The 19,825-nt window shown below is 61.5% G+C and carries 17 protein-coding genes and 1 tRNA gene; 7 read left to right on the forward strand and 11 right to left on the reverse strand.

From position 1 onward, the window contains the following. Nucleotides 1–7 precede the first annotated feature (7 nt). Nucleotides 8–691, forward strand: coding sequence for an NUDIX hydrolase (locus FTO60_RS11440; protein ID WP_148056081.1), 684 nt, complete (start codon nt 8–10; stop codon nt 689–691). On the opposite strand, the gene FTO60_RS11445 is transcribed toward FTO60_RS11440, so the two are convergent. Continuing rightward, the gene (locus tag FTO60_RS11445; protein ID WP_148056082.1) at nt 684–1,586 is read right to left on the reverse strand and encodes a DMT family transporter; all 903 of its coding nucleotides are present in this window, start codon (nt 1,584–1,586) and stop codon (nt 684–686) included. The genes FTO60_RS11440 and FTO60_RS11445 overlap by 8 nt on opposite strands. Before the next feature lie 20 nt (nt 1,587–1,606). Further along, nucleotides 1,607–2,509, reverse strand: a complete 903-nt coding sequence (locus tag FTO60_RS11450; RefSeq protein ID WP_148056083.1) for a fatty acid desaturase — start codon at nt 2,507–2,509, stop codon at nt 1,607–1,609. Between the two features lie 85 nt (nt 2,510–2,594). Here FTO60_RS11450 and FTO60_RS11455 point away from each other — a divergent pair, with 85 nt between their 5' ends. Further along, on the forward strand, nt 2,595–3,455 hold the full coding sequence (locus tag FTO60_RS11455; protein ID WP_148056084.1) for a helix-turn-helix domain-containing protein: 861 nt from the start codon (nt 2,595–2,597) through the stop codon (nt 3,453–3,455). Here FTO60_RS11455 and FTO60_RS11460 read toward each other — a convergent pair. The 5 genes from FTO60_RS11460 to FTO60_RS11480 form a co-directional block, all read right to left on the reverse strand. After that, nucleotides 3,452–4,204 (reverse strand): SDR family oxidoreductase, encoded by a 753-nt coding sequence (locus FTO60_RS11460; protein WP_148056085.1) that lies wholly within the window; start codon nt 4,202–4,204, stop codon nt 3,452–3,454. The two genes, FTO60_RS11455 and FTO60_RS11460, sit on opposite strands and share 4 nt — an antisense overlap. Beyond that, nucleotides 4,204–5,667, reverse strand: coding sequence for a carnitine 3-dehydrogenase (locus FTO60_RS11465; protein WP_148056086.1), 1,464 nt, complete (start codon nt 5,665–5,667; stop codon nt 4,204–4,206). Before FTO60_RS11465 ends, FTO60_RS11460 begins: the two co-directional genes overlap by 1 nt. 173 nt (nt 5,668–5,840) lie before the next feature. Beyond that, nucleotides 5,841–6,392: a hypothetical protein gene (locus FTO60_RS11470; protein WP_148056087.1), complete on the reverse strand. Its 552-nt coding sequence runs from the start codon at nt 6,390–6,392 to the stop codon at nt 5,841–5,843. A gap of 76 nt (nt 6,393–6,468) precedes the next feature. Further along, nucleotides 6,469–7,380 (reverse strand): 3-keto-5-aminohexanoate cleavage protein, encoded by a 912-nt coding sequence (locus FTO60_RS11475; RefSeq protein ID WP_148056088.1) that lies wholly within the window; start codon nt 7,378–7,380, stop codon nt 6,469–6,471. Between the two features lie 218 nt (nt 7,381–7,598). Beyond that, nucleotides 7,599–8,642, reverse strand: coding sequence for an aldo/keto reductase (locus tag FTO60_RS11480; RefSeq protein WP_148056089.1), 1,044 nt, complete (start codon nt 8,640–8,642; stop codon nt 7,599–7,601). A gap of 122 nt (nt 8,643–8,764) precedes the next feature. Here FTO60_RS11480 and FTO60_RS11485 point away from each other — a divergent pair, with 122 nt between their 5' ends. Further along, a complete protein-coding gene (locus FTO60_RS11485; protein ID WP_148056090.1) occupies nt 8,765–10,000 on the forward strand; it encodes an MFS transporter in 1,236 nt (411 codons plus the stop codon). A gap of 76 nt (nt 10,001–10,076) precedes the next feature. After that, nucleotides 10,077–10,817 (forward strand): SDR family NAD(P)-dependent oxidoreductase, encoded by a 741-nt coding sequence (locus FTO60_RS11490; RefSeq protein ID WP_148056091.1) that lies wholly within the window; start codon nt 10,077–10,079, stop codon nt 10,815–10,817. Nucleotides 10,818–10,832: 15 nt separating this feature from the next. Here the strand turns inward: FTO60_RS11490 and FTO60_RS11495 are convergent, their stop codons facing one another. Continuing rightward, a complete protein-coding gene (locus FTO60_RS11495) occupies nt 10,833–12,185 on the reverse strand; it encodes a calcium-binding protein (protein ID WP_172623871.1) in 1,353 nt (450 codons plus the stop codon). Nucleotides 12,186–12,308: 123 nt separating this feature from the next. Between FTO60_RS11495 and metG the strand changes: the two genes are divergently transcribed. Further along, nucleotides 12,309–14,024: a methionine--tRNA ligase gene (gene metG, locus FTO60_RS11500; protein ID WP_148056093.1), complete on the forward strand. Its 1,716-nt coding sequence runs from the start codon at nt 12,309–12,311 to the stop codon at nt 14,022–14,024. Between the two features lie 170 nt (nt 14,025–14,194). Then, nucleotides 14,195–14,980: a lytic transglycosylase domain-containing protein gene (locus tag FTO60_RS11505; RefSeq protein ID WP_148057137.1), complete on the forward strand. Its 786-nt coding sequence runs from the start codon at nt 14,195–14,197 to the stop codon at nt 14,978–14,980. A gap of 42 nt (nt 14,981–15,022) precedes the next feature. On the opposite strand, the gene FTO60_RS11510 is transcribed toward FTO60_RS11505, so the two are convergent. From FTO60_RS11510 to FTO60_RS11520, 3 genes are all read right to left on the reverse strand, one after another. Further along, nucleotides 15,023–15,108: transfer RNA gene (locus FTO60_RS11510), tRNA-Leu, on the reverse strand. Nucleotides 15,109–15,150: 42 nt separating this feature from the next. Continuing rightward, on the reverse strand, nt 15,151–15,690 hold the full coding sequence (locus FTO60_RS11515) for a tetratricopeptide repeat protein (RefSeq protein ID WP_148056094.1): 540 nt from the start codon (nt 15,688–15,690) through the stop codon (nt 15,151–15,153). 50 nt (nt 15,691–15,740) lie between these two features. After that, the gene (locus tag FTO60_RS11520; RefSeq protein WP_148056095.1) at nt 15,741–16,232 is read right to left on the reverse strand and encodes an Lrp/AsnC family transcriptional regulator; all 492 of its coding nucleotides are present in this window, start codon (nt 16,230–16,232) and stop codon (nt 15,741–15,743) included. Between the two features lie 105 nt (nt 16,233–16,337). On the opposite strand from FTO60_RS11520, the gene putA reads away from it, so the two are divergent. Then, entirely contained in the window at nt 16,338–19,793 is a 3,456-nt protein-coding gene (gene putA, locus FTO60_RS11525) for a bifunctional proline dehydrogenase/L-glutamate gamma-semialdehyde dehydrogenase PutA (protein WP_148056096.1), read from the forward strand. The last annotated feature ends 32 nt before the right edge of the window (nt 19,794–19,825 follow it).

Consider the following 19,825-nt stretch of genomic DNA (forward strand, 5'->3'; position numbering starts at 1 on the left):
GTCTTTCATGGATAAAACGTCAATCCGCGATGCGGCGACGATCATCGTGCTGCGCGACCGTGCCAGTAACCCGCGTATCCTGATGGGGCAACGCGGGGCCAAGGCCGTTTTCATGCCCAATAAATTCGTCTTTCCCGGTGGCGCCGTAGATGCCGGTGACCGGGCGATCCCGCTTGCCAAACCCGTTGCCGCCCCCTGCGCTGCGCGCCTTGCCGATCAAAGCACCCTGCCCGCCAACGCCCTTGCCGCTGCCGCGATCCGCGAGCTGTGGGAGGAAACCGGCCAGATCCTTGGCACAGCCGCCGATTGGCCCGATGCCCCGCAGGGGTGGCGTGGATTTGCGCGCACGGGCCACCGTCCATCGCCTGACGGGCTACAATTTGTCTTTCGCGCCATCACCCCCAAGGGCCTGCCACGCCGTTTTGATGCGCGCTTCTTTTTGGCGGATGCGGGTGCGCTTGCCAGTGATCCCGACGATTTCAGCAACGCCGAGGACGAATTGCGCGACCTGCAATGGATCCCGCTTGCGCAGGCGCGCGATTTTGACCTGCCCTTTATTACCCAAGTCGTGCTGGCCGAGGTCAGCGCCCGGGTCCATGATACCGCGCCTCCCGCCACGGTGCCGTTCTTTCGCAACGACGACGAGGCACATCTGGTCGCGCAACTGGGTGGGGACAGCCCGCTTAGATAGCAACAATCAGTGCGATGATCGCCAGGCACAGAACCGCCACGCCCTGATATTCGCGCGCGGTGGTTTTTTCCTTGAAAATCAATGCTGAAACAAGGAACGAAAAGACCAGCTCGACCTGCCCCAGCGCCTTGACGTAGGCGACCGTTTGCAAGGCAAAGGCGGTGAACCAGCAGATCGACCCGACCATGCTGCTGACCCCGACCAGTGCGCCGACGCGCCAGACCGCAAAGACGCGCCCGATCTCGCCCCGTTCGCGCCATGCCATCCACGCCGCCATCGCCAGCGTCTGAAACGCCGTCACAAAAGCCAGCGTCGTCAAGGCGCGCAACAAGGCATCGCCGTGTGACAGCGACAGCGCCGCGCCGCGATACCCAACTGCCGAGACGGCAAACAACAGGCCTGACAAAATGCCCAACCCCGCCGCGCGGTTGAAAATACGGCGGTGCCACGCGCCCGTGGCGGCGGGCGGGTCCGACAAAAGCAGGACACCGACCAGCCCCAGCAGGATCGCGCCAAAACCTGCCCAACTGACCCCTTCGCGCAGCACGATCATGCCGACGATCACCGACATGATCACTTCGGTCTTCTTGAAGGTGATCCCGACGGCAAAGTTGCGATGGGCAAAAAGGGCGACAACGCACATCGTCGCGAGGATCTGCGCGGCCCCGCCCGCCAGCGCGTAGGCCCAGAAACGCAAGGGGATCGCGGGAAGCGCCTGCCCGCCGATCTGCCCATAACCCAGCATCAACAGTGCCACCAATGGCGCTGAATAGACAAACCGCGCAAAGGTCGCACCAGCGGTCGACAGCCGTGTCGCCTTGAGCTGCTTTTGCAGCCCAAATCGCGCGGTCTGCGCCAAAGCGGCCAGTAGCGTGATCGGGATCCATGCCTCCATGGCCCTCCTATGCGCTGAATTTACTGATCGCGCCAGAGCGGGTGTGGCACCGGATCCTTGGCACGCCAGAAATGCCGCCGCATGACCTCGCGGTATGAGCCATAGCGATACCCGCCGTTACGGGCCAGATATCCGTCTCTCGCTGCACGATATAGCTGTGGCAGGCGATACCACGGCACCCCGGGATGGGCATGATGCACAACGTGCAAGTTATTGTTCAAGAACAGGAATGCCAGGGGGCCACGGTCTTCGACGATCACCGTGCGGCCCTGTGCATCGTCATGGGCGCGATGTTCCAGAAAGGTGCGGATCTTGATCAGCGCATGGCCGATATAGACTGCGATCAGATAGGCCCAAAACGGCATGGGCGAAACTGCAACGCCCCAGATCACCAGTGCGGCGCAGGGCAGATGCAGCATCCAGCCGCGCAGCACAGCACGGTCCCCGCGTCGCATCGCACGCCAGTCCGACGCCATCCACATGACCTGCCCGACCAGTGGCCCGATCAGCAACCGTCCCGCCAACCTGTTGTTGAACCGCAAGACCGCGCGCAAGGGGGCACCCAGCCCGCGCCAGACGGCAGGATCAAGATAGTTGCTTTCGGGGTCGTCGTAAGGATCGGTCAGGCTTTCGTCGTGATGATGCGCCAGGTGGGTATCGCGGAACCGCAGATAGGGAATACACAACGTCAAAGCGGGCGCAACCAGCGCCGCATTCAGCCACGCGATGCGTGTCGGGTGACCGTGGATCGCTTCGTGTTGCAGGGATGCGTGCTGTGCGGTCGCAACGCCTGCAACAATCACTGCAAGCGGCAGCCAGATACTGGCCAGCCAGAACACCGCCACAGCCCAGACGCCGTAGCAACCAAGAAGCAGGGCAAATGTCGGCCATTCGATTTCGGGAAAAAGGGTGCGTGTCGTCATCTTGCTCAAGAGATATCAAGCGACGTGCCACCTGCCCATTTCGAGAATAGTTCACAAAAGACACAAAATGTGTATTAATTCACTAATGATGGAAAAAATCGACAAACGCGACCGCGCAAAGGTCTTTCGCGCCCGCCTGACTGCCGCAATGACCGAATCCGCCACCAGCCAAAGTGCCTTGGCACGGCGCGCAGGCGTGGACCGTTCCACCCTGTCGCAATTGCTGAAATCGGACGGCGCGCGCCTGCCCAACGCCCAACTGGTCGCCGAATGTGCCGCTGCCCTTGGGGTCAGCGCCGATTGGCTGCTGGGTCTGTCCGACCGCCCCGAACAGGCAGCCGATCTGGTCGCCGCCGCCATGAAAATCACCCAAGCGCCGCGCGCCGATGTCGACGAACAGATCTTTGCCTGGCACCAGGAGGCCGAGGGCTACAAAATCCGCCATGTGCCGACCGGCCTGCCCGATATGTTCAAAACCGATGACGTTCTGCGCTGGGAATACGGGCCGTCACTCGGGCGATCGACCGATCAGGCGGTCGGGGCTTCGCGTGACAGGCTGGACTGGATCAGATCAGCGCGGTCGGACTATGAAATTGCCATGCCGCTGTTCGAACTGCATAGCTTTGCCCAGGGCGCGGGATATTATGCGGGGCTGGATGTGCCGACACGCCACGCCCAACTGGATCACATCGCGGCGCTGACTGATCAGCTATACCCGACGCTGCGGGTGCATTTGTTTGACGCACGGCGATTGTATTCGGCCCCGGTCACGGTCTTTGGCCCGCTTTTGGCGGTGCTGTATCTGGGGCAAAACTACATGGCTTTTCGTGACACTGAACGGGTGCAATTCATGTCGCGGCACTTTGATCTGCTGGTGCGCGAGGCGCGGATCGGCTCGCGCGACCTTATTCCCCATCTCGACGAACTGCGCGCCCTGATCGGCTAAAGTTTCGGGTCGGGGTTTTCAGTGTGCCCATCCACGGAAATCACCTGCCCGCTGACCAACCGCGCCTGGTCTGAGCCCAGAAAAAGTGCCATGTCTGCCACGTCCTGCGCGCGCACAAAACTGCGCATAGACGTGCCCGCGGCGTAGCCCTGATAAACCTGATCGCGGGTCATGCCCTTGGCTGCTGCCTCGCGTTGCATGACACCCTCCATACGCGGCCCGATCACGGCACCCGGACAGATTGCATTGGCACGGATTCCGAACGGCCCCAATTCCATCGCCAATGTTTTCATCAGGCCGATCACCGCCCATTTCGCCGCCGCATAGGGCGCACGGTTCGGGTAGCCATAGATACCCGCCGTGGACGAGGTGAACACCATCGCGCCCGCGCCGCGGTCCTTCATCAGGGGGGCCGCATATTTCGCCGCCAGAAACGCCCCTTCCAGGTTCACCGAGACGCAGCGCTGCCACTCGGCGAGCGCCACATCCTCGACCAGCGCCGTTGGCCCTGCGATCCCCGCATTGGCGCACAGCACATCCAAGCCGCCCGCCGCCCCAAGCGCCGCAAACACCGCCGCCATCGCCGTTTCATCAGAGGCATCGGCATGGTGGCACTCCCAGCCGGCGGGGCAAGCTGCAAGCGCATCCGCATCCACGTCCGTCACCCAGACATCAAAGCCGGCGTCGCCATAGGCCTGCGCCATCGCCTGCCCGATCCCGCTGGCCCCGGCCGTGATCAAGACACGCATCAACGCACCCCCACAGCCGCACCGGCACCTTCGGGATGGGGTAGCTTGGCATGGGCCCGCGCCAGTTTCGCAAGCGGTTCGGCCACACGGGCCGCGGGATCGCTGGCCTTGCGCGTGGACAGACTGACATGGATCAGCATGTGTTCGCCCGTGGCCAGCAATCGATCGCCCTCAAGCATGCGATGGAACAGGTGCAGCTTTTTACCCGCGCCCATCAGCACCTGCGTTTCCACCCGAATGCGCGCGCCCGCATGCACCTCATCGAGATGGCGAATATGGGTTTCAGCAGTAAAATAGCTGCCGCCCGTCGCGATATAGTCGCTGTCACAGCCAACAATCATCATCAGCCGATCCGTGGCATCACCAAAGGCCTGCAAATAACGCGCCTCGTTCATATGGCCGTTGTAATCGGTCCAGTCGAGAGGCACAGCGCGGCTCACCGTCAGGACGGGGCGGGAAATATCGGCGACCTCATCCAAAGTTGCCGCCACCGTAGTGCTGGCCCTGTCACGCGCGTTCAGCACCTGCCCCGCACCCCAATCCTGCGCCTTGAGACCACGCAGGATCGTCACCAGATTATTGTCGCGGATACGCTCCAATTCACGGATCGTATGCATGCCCGATTGCGCATCCGACTGGTCGGCGATGGCATCGATCAGATCATCGGTCAGCTCCGGGACATCCATCAGTTTCGTCCAGGGCCAGCTTAGGCAAGGGCCGAATTGTTCAATGAAGTGGCGCATCCCCGCCTCGCCACCGGCAATCCGATAGGTTTCAAACAGACCCATCTGCGCCCAGCGCAAGCCAAAGCCCATGCGGATCGCCTCGTCGATTTCGGTCGTGGTGGCGATCCCGTCCTTGATCATCCACAACGCCTCGCGCCAGACAGCCTCAAGGAAGCGATCAGCGATATGTGCATCGATTTCCTTGGTCAGGCGAAGAGGGAACATGCCAATCTCACGCAGGATCGCTTCTGCGCGGGTCGGCAAGTCTGCGCCATTCGCATCGGTCGTGACCAGTTCAACCAGTGGCAATAGATAAACAGGGTTGAACGGGTGGCACACCACGATCTGGTCGGGTCGCGCAGCGCAGCCCTGCAATTGCGACGGTTTGAACCCAGATGTTGACGACCCGATCACCGCATCGGGTGCACAGTGTTCCTGCAGGGTCTGGTAGACTTTGCGTTTGAGCTCCAAGCGCTCGGGCACGCTTTCCTGAATCCAGACGGCACCATCCACAGCATCCGACATCGTGTCGTGAAAGCTCAGCCGTCCCTCCTCGGGCAGGGCCACATCCGATAGCCCGGGCAGGGACCGGCGCGCATTGTCAAGCACTTCGCCGATCTTGCGTTGCGCCTGCGTATCGGGATCAAAGACGCGCACATCCCATCCCGCCAGTAGGAACCGCGCCGCCCAACCGCCACCAATGACCCCACCGCCAATTATGGCTGCCGTGTTACCCATGTGCGTTCCTCCTCGAAGCGCCGGGGCAATGCCCGGATTGTTGGTCAGATTTCGGTCGTTTCCGCGACCTGTCGCGCGGGCGATCCCGAGTGATTGAATTCATCTGTAGGCACGGGTTGGCATATCCTCACGCGTGACCAGACCAGTCAGGGTGCGCAAAACCGGAATGTTCATTAACTCGTCTCTCCGACTCGGGCAAGGTCATAACCAAACCAGTCCAGTATGTCGCGCGCGGCAATGATGCGATCGGCGCCACCCTGCGCACGATGATCAAAGATCGCAGCATAGGTGCCGCCCGGATCACCCACGACAAAAGTGCGGCGGTCATAATCCATCCACAACACCCAAAGGGCAGCGGGCCCACCGTAGGCCGCGCGCGTTTGCCCTTGGTCTACCCGCACAAACCGCCCTTCGCGGCTTGGGGCATAGCGGGTTTCAACCGCACCAGTTTCGCATTGGATCGCTCCATTGCATTGCAACACGACCTCGCGCAGCACCAAGCCAGTGCCATCGGCCGATATCTGCACCGTGCGATCGCCGCGCGGCCATGCGCCCGCAATGTGCTGGCGCAGGAACCACCGGCCTTCCAGATCCTGCGCGCCAACGTCCACCTGACTGGCAATCGGCGCCGCGGTATCACGAAACGAAAGCGCATCGTCGGGTGCGCGCGCACCCTCGCAGCCGGCCAAAAAAGTGGCTGCCAACAGCCAATTCAGTCGCAACACGGAGCCGCCCCCCCATCCGCGACGTCGTGCCAGCCCAAAAACGGGCCGCGCGACACGCTTTGGCCCAACGCCCGTATCATGCAACCGGCGCGCGTTTGACCAGACCCAGCTTCTTGCGCACCTCATCGGGTCCGATCACCCGCGCCCCAAGGTTTTCGACAATCCCAACCGCGCGTTCTACCAATTGCGCATTGCTGGCCAGCACGCCCTTGTCGAGCATCAGGTTATCCTCAAGGCCGACCCGCACATTGCCCCCGGCCAGCACAGAGGCAGCCACATAAGGCATCTGCGACCGCCCCAATCCAAAGGCGGAAAACACCCAGTCATCGGGCACATTGTTCACCATCGCCATAAAGGTATTTAGGTCATCGGGCGCCCCCCAGGGCACGCCCATACACAGCTGCACAAGGGCACTCTTTTCCAGCACGCCCTCCTTGACCAGCTGCTTGGCATACCAAAGATGGCCGGTATCAAAGGCCTCGATCTCGGGCTTCACGCCCAGCTTGGTCATTAGTCCGCCCATCGCCACCAACATGCCCGGCGTGTTGGTCATGACATAGTCAGACTCGGCGAAATTCATCGTGCCGCAATCCAAAGTGCAAATTTCAGGCAGGCACTGGGCCACATGGGCGACCCTTTCACTTGCGCCCACCATGTCGGTGCCCTCGACCACTGGCAGCGGGTTTTCAACGCCGCCAAAGATCATGTCGCCGCCCATGCCAGCAGTCAGGTTCAACACCACGTCGACATCAGCAGCGCGAATACGCTCGGTCACTTCGCGATAAAGATCCAACCGGCGCGACGGCACACCGCTGTCGGGATCACGCACATGGCAATGCACCACAGCCGCCCCCGCCTTGGCCGCATCAATGGCACTGTCGGCAATTTGTTTGGGGGATCGGGGCACATGCGGACTGCGATCCTGCGTGCTGCCCGATCCGGTGACGGCACAGGTGACAAACACCTCGCGATTCATTTCCAACGGCATGGTGACACTCCATTTTCCAGCTTTCAAAACCGTCCGCGATTTCCCCCGCGCGCGCAACCCCAACTTCTTCTGTTCAAAACTACTCCCGCCGGAGGCGCAGATTGGCACCAAGTGCCACGCGGCTGGGACAGGGTCGGCCCGCCACACTGTCCCTTCCCCGCCGGGGAAGGCCAGGTTGGGGGTCAAGGGGGCGCGGGGCACCCGCTCATGGGCATTATTCAGTATGGCATCGGATGGGCGCGGTGGATTTCGTCAATCTCGGCCACGACAGCATCGTCAAGCACCAGATCGCGACCCTTCAGTAGATGTTCCAACTGCGCCACGGTGGTCGCGCCGAAAATCGCACTGACTGGAAAAGGGCGCGTGGCCTGCCATGCCATCGCCATATGCACCGGGTCCAACCCATGCGCCGCCGCCAGGTCAAGATAGGCCTGCACTGCCGCGAACAGGCGCGGTGTCTTGCGCCCGCCCATCTGCGGGGCAAGGTCCATGCGGCTGCCTTTGGGGATCGCGCCGTTCTGGTACTTGCCTGTCAGCAATCCGGCTGCAAGCGGCGAGAACGCCAGCAGCGTCACGTCCTCGTTCACCGCCATTTCGGCCATATCCGTATCATACAAGCGGCAAAGCAAGGAATATTCGTTCTGCACGGACACCACGCGCGGCCCACCCACGGCGGCGGCGCGATCCGCCCAGCGGGTCGTGCCCCAGGCGCTTTCGTTTGACAGACCAAAGGCGCGCACCTTGCCCGCATCAACCTGCGCCTGCATCGCGCCCAGCACAGCGTCCATATGATCCAGTGTCGCCGCGCGATCCTGCCCGGATGGATCATATGACCAGTTCTGGCGGAACATATATGACCCGCGATCAGGCCAGTGCAGTTGGTAAAGATCAATCACATCGGTGTTCAACCGCCGCAGACTGTCCTCTACGGCCTGCGCGATATTGCCCGCATGATACCCCTCACCACCGCGCATGAACCCGCCATTGGGGCCGGAAATCTTGGTGGCGATCATCACCTCGTCGCGTCGCCCGCTGGCGGCGACCCAGGCCCCCACGGCCTCTTCGGATTGACCAACAGTTTCGGCGGCAACGGGATTGACCGGATACATTTCGGCCGTGTCCAGACAGTTGATACCCGCGTCCAGACACATATCGATCTGGCGACCGCTGTCGGCGACGGATGTGTGGGTGCCAAAGGTCATGGTGCCCAGGCACCAATCGCTGACCATGATATCGCTGCGGCCAAGGGGAATCTGTTTCATCGCGCGTCCTTTTCAGATGTTGCGCCAGACACTAGCCCCGCGCGCCCAAAGAACAACCCAAAGCGACACCCGATGTCGAAAACCCCCTAGCGGCCCCGCCTGGTGCGGTCCAAGGTGCCCGAATGCGGATGATGATTTCCTTTGCCTCGCTGTTCTTGTCGGTGGCCCTGTTGCAGCTATCCTCGGGTGCGGTTGGCCCGCTCGATGCCCTGACGGGATTGGCCTATGGCTTCACCCGCGCCGAGGTCGGTTTCCTTGGGTCGGCGCATTTTTTCGGGTTTTTCATCGGTTGTTGGTGGGCGCCCCGCCTGATGGGAAGCGTTGGACACAGCCGTGCATTCGCGACCTTTACGGCGATGGGTGCGATCGGCATGGCAGGCCATGTGATCATCATCGACCCGACCGCCTGGGCGCTCATGCGTATCGCATCGGGTATCTGCATTGCAGGCAGCTACACGGTGATCGAGGCCTGGCTGCAGGCCAAAGTTACGAATGGAACCCGCGGACGGGCGATGGGCACCTACCGGATCGTCGACATGGGCGCATCCTTTGTGGCGCAGTTCATGATCGGCGCGCTGGCCAACCTCGAGATATATCTGGCCTATAACATCCTGACGATCCTGTGCTGCGCGGCCCTGTTCCCGCTGGCCCTGACCAAGATACCACAGCCTGAAACCCCCAGCGCGCCGCGCCTGCGCCCGATGCTGGCCTGGCGCATGTCGCCACTGGCGGTGATCGGTGTGATCGTCGCCGCCATGTCAAGCGCGTCGTTCCGCATGGTCGGCCCGATCTACGGTCAAGAGGTCGGCCTGCAAGCCAGCCAGATCGGCTATTTTCTGGCCGCCTTTGTCGCCGGCGGCGCGCTGGCGCAATATCCAACCGGCTGGCTTGCCGATAAATATGACCGCCGTTGGGTGCTGATCGGCATGTCCGTGGCGGCGGTGGTGTCATGCGCCTTTACGGTGCTGACCGCATCGTTGGGGACGCTTGGCGTGATGCTTGCCGCCGGGTTCTTTGGCCTTACCAGCTTTCCGATCTATTCGATTTCAGCCGCCCACGCACATGATTTCGCCACATCCGAAGAACGGGTAGAACTGTCGGCGGCCCTGATGTTTTTTTATGCCACGGGCGCGATTGCGGCACCGTGGTTCACTTCGGCCCTGATCACCGCATTCGGGCCTGCCGCGCTTTTTGTGTTTATCGCGCTTGGCCATATCGCGCTGGTGATCTTTGGACTTGTACGGATGCGGGTGCGCCAAGCCCCCGGTGCCCGCACGCCCTACGTCTATGCCCCGCGCACCTCGTTTACCATCGGGCGGTTGCTGCGTCGCGCACGGGACGTGGATCAGGTGGATTAATCTACATCAAAGCTGGAGCGATCCTTTTGGTTTATGGTTCTGCCTTGACTGGAACCCGAACAAGGAGGCCCACGACATGACTTATGATTTCGCTGGAAAGACCGCGATCGTGACCGGTGGCGGATCTGGGATCGGCAAGGCGATCTGTGAACATCTGGCCCGTGACGGTGCCTTTGTGGTTGTCGCCGATCTGAATATGGACCACGCCGAGGCTGTTGCGAAGGAAATCGGCGGACAGGCTTATAAGGTCGACACGGCCAAGCCCGAACAGGTCGAAGCCATGATCGACTTTGCCAAGGAACAGGGCGGCGCGCTGCATTACATCGTGAACAACGCCGGGATCGGCGGCCCTGCAGAACCGGTCGGAGAGTATCCCATCGACGGTTGGAAACAGGTGATCGACGTGAACCTGAACGGTGTCTTTTACGGAATGCGTTATGGTCTTCCTGCAATCGCTGCCGCGGGGGGCGGCGCGATCGTCAACATGGCGTCGATCCTTGGATCTGTGGGCTTTGCCACCGCCAGCGCCTATGTGGCCGCCAAACACGCCGTGGTTGGCATGACAAAGGTCGCGGCACTGGAATACGCGCCCCAGAACATCCGCGTGAACGCAGTCGGGCCGGGGTTCATCCGCACCCCGCTGGTGGAAGGCGCGCTGGACGCGGACATGCTGGAAATGATCGCTGGCAAACATGCCAGCGGGCGGCTTGGCACGGCTGACGAGGTCGCGGCGCTGACCTGTTTCCTGCTATCTGACGGGGCCAGCTTCATCACAGGCAGTTACCATCTGGTCGATGGCGGCTACACCGCGCAATGACATGCGCTGTCCCTGTCACAGGATAAAGTCGCCCGCGTCCAGATCGCCAATCGTGACGCTGCCGCGCAGTTCGATTATATCGCCATACACGCCCGACAATGAGGACAGATCAATCTGCACATCCGCGCCAACGGTCGTCATCACGGCGGCCAGGGCGCTGTAGCTGGTGATGCCAAGATCGCTCAGGTCGATCTGGTCGACATTGTTCTGGAAGTCCCAGATGATGTCGAAGTTACCGTTCTGTTCGAACACAAATATATCCGCGCCAACACCGCCATAGATATCGTCATCGCCTTCGCCGCCATTCAGGGTATCGCTGCCGCCCTGACCGCGCAGATAGTCGGCACCGTCGCCGCCCTCGATCACATCGTCACCCGCGCCGCCGAACAGAAAATCATCCCCGTCGAAACCCCAGATTTCGTCGTTCTGCCCCTGACCATAGAAACTGTCATCGCCCCCCGAACCATACAGCGTGTCATTGCCATTGCCGGCATAAAGGTCGCCGTTGAACTGGGCATATGTGCCCGAAGAAACATAGTCATCCCCGCCATAAAGCCAAACATCGCCATTCATGATGCCCGAGTTATAAATGACATTTTCAGCGCTGTTGCCCCTGACAGCCCCCGCGCCACCCGCGATCACACCGCCGCGCGTGTTGATCACATCCGCCGACACACCCACGGCCAGCCCCGACAGATCAACGCCCCAACCCGTGTCCGACGTAATCGTGCCGGCGTTCTTGACGCTGTTGCCCGTGCCTGCCCCGCCAAAGGCGACACCGGCTCCCCCGCTGGTCACTGTCAGGGTCGACCCGGTCCAGTTGTAAAACAGGTTGTTGCTGCCTTCGACATAAACGCCGTTGCCATAGGTCGCGTCACCCGCAGCAGATGCATTGCCCGCCGAAATCATCGTGCCAAAGTTGCGCACGACTTGTCCGTCCGCGCCGTCTAGCCCCATGCGCAGCGCCGAGCCCGCATCAATCAGCCCGCGGTTGTCAAAGGTCGTGCCAGTGGTGCCAATCTCGACGCCGACGGCCCAATAGGCGTTGATCGTGCCGAAATTAAAGATTTGGCCGCCAACGGCCTCCCCCTTGTAGCGGATGACCGCGTCAAGATGGCTGTCGCTTTCGCTTTGCATCAACCCACCTTCGTAATTGGCGGTGCGCACATCTGATCCGCGCACTTCAAGGACGCTGGCCATGCTCCACATCTGGCCCGAGTTGTCGACACGCAAGTTATCGTGGCTTGCAAGGGCCGTTAGCGTGTCCCATGACCCCAAAAGGCCCGTAGACAGCACATGAAGATTGTCGCCGGGCGCGGAAAACCACTGTGTTCCATACCCTTGCACATTCGTTGTAATCGCCGTCATACCAATTCCTTTTATCAATAAACTTGGCCAGACCCTGCGAAATCCGGCAGCAGCCTGCATCACCCATATGGAGTATTCCGATTGTTCGGGCTAAACGGGCGGCAACAATTTGGGACGAACGGTATGGCACGACATCTGATTACTTCGGCGATTCCCTATATCAACGGGATCAAGCATCTGGGAAATCTGGTTGGCAGCCAGCTCCCGGCGGATCTGTATGCCCGTTATCTGCGCGCGCGCGGCAACGAAGTTCTGTTCCTTTGCGCAACGGATGAACACGGCACGCCCGCCGAGCTGGCCGCTGCCAAGGCGGGCAAGCCCGTTGCCGAATACTGCGCCGATATGTGGGCGGTGCAGGCCAAGATCGCTGATGGCTTCCGCCTGTCGTTTGATCACTTCGGCCGCTCTTCAAGCCCGCAAAACCGTCACCTGACCCAACATTTCGCGGGTGCTTTGGCCGATGCGGGACTGATCGAGGAAGTCACTGAACAGCAGGTCTACTCCGTGGCCGACGGCCGCTTTTTGCCCGATCGCTATATCGAAGGCACCTGCCCCAACTGCGGTTTTGAATCCGCGCGCGGTGACCAGTGTGACAATTGCACCAAACAGCTTGATCCGGGTGATCTGATCAACCCCCATTCCACAATTTCCGGATCAACCGATCTGGAAATGCGCGAGACCAAGCACCTCTATCTGCGTCAGTCCAAGCTCAGGGACGAACTGGATAGCTGGATCAGCTCGAAAACAGACTGGCCGATCCTGACCACATCCATCGCCAAAAAGTGGCTGCATGACGGGGACGGCTTGCAGGACCGTGGCATTACCCGCGATCTGGACTGGGGCGTCCCGGTCAAACGTGGCGATCAGGACTGGCCGGGGATGGAGGGCAAGGTGTTCTATGTCTGGTTCGATGCGCCGATCGAATACATCGCCTGCGCCCAGGAATGGCAAGACGCGGGCAAAGGCACCGATTGGGAGCGCTGGTGGCGCACTGACAAGGGTGCCGATGACGTCCGTTATACCCAGTTCATGGGCAAGGATAACGTGCCGTTTCACACGCTTTCGTTCCCCGCCACGATCATGGGGTCGGGCGAACCGTGGAAGCTGGTCGATTACATCAAGTCTTTCAACTACCTGAACTATGACGGCGGGCAGTTCTCAACCTCGCGCGGGCGCGGTGTTTTCATGGATCAGGCGCTGGACATCCTGCCGGCCGACTACTGGCGCTGGTGGTTGCTGTCACACGCGCCCGAATCCTCGGACGCGGAATTTACCTGGGACACCTTCCAGACCGATGTGAACAAGGACCTGGCCGATGTGCTGGGCAATTTTGTGTCGCGCGTCACCAAATTCTGCCGTTCGAAATTTTCCGAGGCCGTGCCCGATGGTGGCACATGGGGCGCGCCAGAGGATCAGTTGATCGCTGACCTGACCACCCGCCTGACCGCCTATCAGGCCCATATGGACGCGATGGAGGTGCGCAAATCTGCCGCCGAATTGCGCGCGATCTGGACCTTGGGCAACGAATACCTGCAAACGGTCGCGCCCTGGACCACGTTCAAGACCGACCCCGATCAAGCAGCGGCGCAAATCCGGCTCGCCCTGAACCTGATCCCGTTCTATGCGGTGCTTTCGGCGCCCTTCATCCCCGATGCCAGCGCCGAATTGCTGGCGGCGATGAATGCAACGCGCGCGCAATGGCCTGATGATGTGCGCAGTGCGCTGACGGCCCTGCCGGTCGGCCATGCCTTTAGCGTGCCCGATGTGACGTTCCGCAAGATCACCGATGACGAACGCGAGGAATGGGCCCGGAGATTTGCCGGAAAACGCGAGGATTGATCGCCCAAACCCGCGCCCGCAAGATTGATACGATCATACAAACGCCGAACGCGAGAGAACGCCCATTCCGATGGGCGCCGAAATCCCGGCTTAACCTCGCGCGAAATTCTGTTACCGTTCGGAAGGCTTGTTTTATCTGGAGTGTTTCAATGCGTTTTGCCCCTAAATCCATGTTCGCGGCGGCTTTTGCCATCCTTGCCAGCCCCACCCTTGCCGCACCCTGCGGTAACGATGCATCCGGTTTCGCAGCTTGGAAACGAGCCTTCGCGCAAGAGGCCGCCGCCGCTGGCGTTGGTGCGGCGGGCCTTCAAGCGCTGGCCAATGCGCAATACTCGCAATCCACCATCAACGCGGATCGCAACCAGCGCGGCGTGCGCTATGAACTGAACGAATTTATCCGCATCCGGCTTGGCAGTCTTGACAATTTTGCCGGTCAGGCGCGGCGCATGAAATCGCAAAACGCAGCTTTTCTTGCCTCGCTCGAAAGCACTTATGGGGTGCCGTCCGGCATTTTGCTTGCCATTCACGGGATGGAAACGGGTTTTGGCCGCAACATGGGCAACACGCCCGTGATCGACAGCATCACGACCGTCGCCTATGACTGCCGCCGCGCGGATTTCTTTACGCCCCACGCCATCGCTGCGCTGATCCTTGTGGATCGTGGCGGGTTGGCGCCGAACCAGCGTGGCGCGGCACATGGTGAAATGGGTCACACGCAGTTCCTGCCCGGCAATGCGCTACGCTATGGCGTGGATGCCAATGGCGACGGGCGTGTCAATCTTTACGACATGGGTGATGCCCTTGCCTCAACGGCGAATTTCCTGCGCCAGAAGGGCTGGCAGCCGGGCCAACCCTATCAGGAAGGCAGCGCCAATTTCCGCGTTTTGGACGAATGGAACGCGGCGACCGTCTATCAACAGGCGATTGCGCTTTCTGCGGTGCGGATCGACAGGTAGGCGAAAGCCGTCATTGCTCTCGTCGATTGCAGGCAAATCCATTGGTGCCCGCGGCCGGACTCGAACCGGCACGGCCATACGGCCAAGAGATTTTAAGTCTCCAGTGTCTACCATTCCACCACGCGGGCACGCGGTGGCGCGACCATAGCCAAACGACCGGGCGCGTAAAGTCAGATATCTTCGCCGGGCGGTTCTTGCAGCAGGCTGCGTTCAGATAGCCACGGGTTCAGGGCAAGGGCGGCGCGCAACACCTCTTGCGCCTCGTCGTCACGGCCCAATCCCATCAAGGTCAGCGCCTTGCCCGACAGGGCGGCGACATGCGTCGGATTGATCTCGAGGGCGCGCTCGAGGTCGGTCAACGCCAGATCGAATTCCTGTCTCAGAAAACTGGCAAAGGCGCGCTGGTTGTAGCCTTCGGCGTAGTCGGGGCAATAGGCGACCAGATCGTCAAACAACGCGCGCGCACCCAGAAAGTCATAAGATTCGCGCCGCGCCATGCCTTCGTCCAACAACGCCTGCGCCTTGGCGTCAGGGGCGTCGGTCCAAAGCCGCCACAAGCCATCCGCCAACTGCCGCGCAGCCATTTCCGTTTCCGCCACTTGAATCTGCGCAATGATCGCGGCCAGGTCATCGCCATGATCGGGCGCGGGCGGGCATGCCTGCGCCCAGGCCGGAGCGGCAACGAACAACAAGGGGATCAGCGCTTTCATGACCCCAAAGATGGCGCACCGCGCGCCTGCGTCAAGTCACGCTTTGGCGACTATCCAATCGCGAGGGGTGTCACAGGCACGACACCCTCTTCCTTCACAGCCTGCATCGCCACATAGGTCGAGGTATTGGCCACATGCGGCAATGTCGATATTTTTTCAGCCAGAACAAGGCGGTAGGCCGACATACTGGCGGTGCGCACCTTAAGCAGATAATCAAACGATCCGGCAATCAGGTGGCATTGTTCAATTTCCGGCACGCGGGTCACGGCGGTGTTGAACGCCGCCAGCGCAGTTTCGCGGGTATCGCTCAGCTTTACTTCGACAAAGGCGACGTGATCGCGCCCCAGCCGGATCGGATCAAACAGGGCGCGATAGCCACGGATCACGCCGCTGTCTTCCAGCCGCTTCAGCCGCGCTTGGGTCGGGGATTTCGACAACCCGATCCGGCGGGCGAGTTCCGTCACACTGATGCGCCCCTCAATCGCCATGACGTCCAGAATCTTGCGATCAAAGCGGTCCATCTCGGAAAAGCGTTCGGTCATGTTCACATCCTCTTTTTGGTCTATCTGACCTGCTGTGATGTAAATAGCAGGCAAAACATGCAGCGGCAATTGGTTATCATAGGCCAACAGTAATCGAGGTTTACCATGCCCAGTGATTCCCCAAAGGCCCTTCGCCAGACCATTGATACCGCGATCTATGCCGATGAGGCGCCCGTCATTGCACGCCTGCGTCAAGAGGCAAACCTCAGCGATGCCGACCGCGTCCGCATCAGCGCCCAGGGTGCCAAACTGGTGCAAGATATCCGCGACAGTTCCGAACCCGGCTTGATGGAAGTGTTTCTGGCCGAATACGGGCTGTCCACCGACGAAGGGATCGCGCTGATGTGCCTGGCCGAGGCCCTGTTGCGTGTGCCCGATGCCGACACGATTGACGCGCTGATTGATGACAAGATCGCGCCCAGCGACTGGGGCACGCACCTTGGCAAATCTGCGTCCTCGCTGGTGAATGCCTCGACCTGGGCCTTGATGCTGACGGGTCGCGTTCTGGACGATGATCGCGGCATGGCCCAACCCCTGCGTCGCGCGATCAAACGGCTGGGCGAACCGGTGATCCGCACTGCGGTGGCCCGCGCCATGCGTGAAATGGGCCGCCAGTTCGTGCTGGGTGAGGATATCGAGAAAGCAATGAAACGCGCCGCCGGCATGGAGGCACTGGGCTTTACCTATTCTTATGACATGCTGGGCGAAGCGGCACGCACCGATGCGGATGCCCGCGCCTATCACCTGTCCTATTCCCGCGCGATCAGCGCCATTGCCAGCGCCTGCACCAAGGGCAGCGTGGCGGAAAACCCCGGCATTTCCGTCAAGCTTTCAGCGCTCCATCCGCGCTATGAAACCGCGCAAAAAGCCCGCGTCATGGATGAACTCGTGCCGCGCGTGCGATCATTGGCGATGCTGGCGAAGTCTGCCGGACAGGGGTTCAATATCGACGCCGAGGAAGCCGACCGCCTATCGCTGTCGTTGGACGTGATCGAGGCGGTGCTATCGGACAAGGCCCTAAAGGGCTGGGACGGGTTCGGCGTTGTCGTGCAGGCCTTTGGCCAACGCGCCGGTCACGTAATCGACTGGCTGCACGATCTGGCCAGACGGCTGGACCGCAAGATCATGGTGCGGCTGGTCAAAGGCGCCTATTGGGACGCGGAAATCAAGCGCGCGCAGGTGCAAGGCATGCCGGGCTTTCCGGTCTTCACCCACAAACCCGCGACCGATATCAGCTATATCGCAAACGCGCGCAAACTGCTGGGGATGACGGACCGGATCTATCCGCAATTTGCGACCCATAATGCGCATACGGTCGCCGCCGTGCTGGATATGGCCGATCAGATGGGCCAGTCGCGCGATGCCTTTGAATTCCAGCGGCTTCACGGCATGGGTGAGACCCTGCACAAAATCGTCCTGAAAGACCGCGGCACCCGCTGCCGAATTTACGCCCCCGTAGGTGCGCACGAAGACCTGCTGGCCTATCTGGTGCGGCGTTTGCTGGAAAACGGCGCCAATTCAAGCTTCGTGAACCAGATCGTTGATGAAAACGTGCCCCCCGCCGTGGTCGCCGCCGATCCGTTTGCGGCTGATATGCCCGATTTGAACCTGCCACGCGGGCCGGAACTGTTTGCCCCGGAACGCGAGAATTCGCGTGGGTGGGACATCACCCATGAACCGACTCTGGCAGACATGAACAAAGGCCGCGCCCCGTTCCAGAAACACTTGTGGGAGGGCGCGCCGCAGCTTGCCAAGGGCAAAGCCGACGGCAAGGGCAACAGCCGCAAGGTGATCAACCCGGCCCGCCCGCGCGACACCGTTGGCACCGTGGCCGAGGCAAGCACAGGCGATATCGCTGCTGCGTTCAAGGCGGCCAAACCCTGGGATGCCCCTGTGGCGACCCGCGCTGCCGCCCTGCGCACCGTGGCTGACGCCTATGAAGCCAACGCCGATGAAATCTTTGCGCTGCTGGCGCGCGAGGCGGGGAAAATTCTGCTCGACGGCGTTGGCGAAGTCCGCGAAGCCGTTGATTTCCTGCGCTATTACGCCGCCCAAGCCGAGGCCGCAGGCGACACCGCGCCGCGCGGCATCTGGACCTGCATCAGCCCGTGGAACTTCCCTCTGGCCATTTTTACGGGGCAGATCGCGGCGGCTCTTGCAACAGGCAACGCCGTGCTGGCGAAACCTGCAGAACAGACCGGCTTGATCGCCACCTTGGCCGTGAAACTGATGCACAAAGCGGGCGTTCCGAAATCCGCGCTGCAACTATTGCCCGGTGGCGGGTCCGTCGGCGCAGCCCTGACGGGGGATGCGCGCATCAATGGCGTCGCCTTTACCGGATCAACCGGCACCGCGCTGAAAATCCGGACCAGCATGGCGCAGCACTGCGCGCCCGGCACGCCGCTGATCGCGGAAACCGGTGGGCTGAATGCGATGATCGTCGATTCCACCGCCCTGCCCGAACACGCCGTGCGCGACATCTTGCAAAGCGCGTTCCAGTCGGCAGGCCAGCGCTGTTCAGCGCTGCGCTGCCTTTATGTGCAGGAAGACATCGCCGACGGGCTGATCAAGATGTTGAAGGGCGCGATGGATGAATTGGCCGCGGGCGATCCCTGGCAGTTGGCCACCGACATCGGCCCCGTGATCGACGCCGCCGCGCACCAGAGCATCGCCGACCATATCGCACAGGCGCGTCAGGACGGGCGCATCCTGCATGAGCTGACAGCGCCAGACACGGGCCATTTCATTGCGCCGACCGTGATCCGCGTGGATGGTATTGCCGATTTGACCCGCGAAATTTTCGGCCCCGTGCTGCATGTCGCCACCTACAAGGCGCGCGATCTGGACCGCGTGATCGCCACGATCAACGCCACCGGATACGGGTTGACCTTTGGATTGCATACCCGGATCGACGACCGCGTGCAGCAGGTTGTCGAACAGGTAACTGCGGGCAACATCTATGTGAATCGTAACCAGATTGGCGCGGTTGTGGGTAGCCAACCCTTTGGCGGAGAAGGGCTTTCGGGCACCGGACCAAAGGCGGGCGGGCCGCTCTATCTGACACGGTTCCGCGCGGTGGATACGCCCGCGGGCGGTGACTGGGACGGTCCCGACGATATCGCGGCGCTTGGCACACGCCTTGCCCAAACGCCTGCCGGGAGTGGCGCGCCAACCCGCGATCTGCCCGGGCCCACCGGTGAATCCAACCGCCTGTCCGCCCATCCGCGCGGTCCGGTCTTGTGTCTTGGACCGGGAGCCGACGCCGCCAAGGCGCAGGCTGACGCCGTGCAAGCCGCTGGCGGCACCGCCGTCAAGGCCAAGGGCCGGATCAAACCCGAAACACTCGCGACCCTGGCGCCCCTTGCCGCAGTCGTCTGGTGGGGTGACAGCGACACAGGACGCGCCATCGAAACGGTGCTTGCCGGGCGCGTTGGGCCGATTCTGCCGCTGATTACCGGCTTGCCGGATGCAGCCACGGTCCTGCACGAACGCCATACCTGCATCGACACGACAGCGGCAGGCGGCAACGCGGCCCTGCTGGCCGAGGTCGCGGGGATGTAAGCGGGTTCCGGGTGAGAAGGCAGCAACGCCTT

The sequence above is a fragment of the Octadecabacter sp. SW4 genome, from assembly GCF_008065155.1.
Classification (GTDB): Bacteria; Pseudomonadota; Alphaproteobacteria; order Rhodobacterales; family Rhodobacteraceae; genus SW4.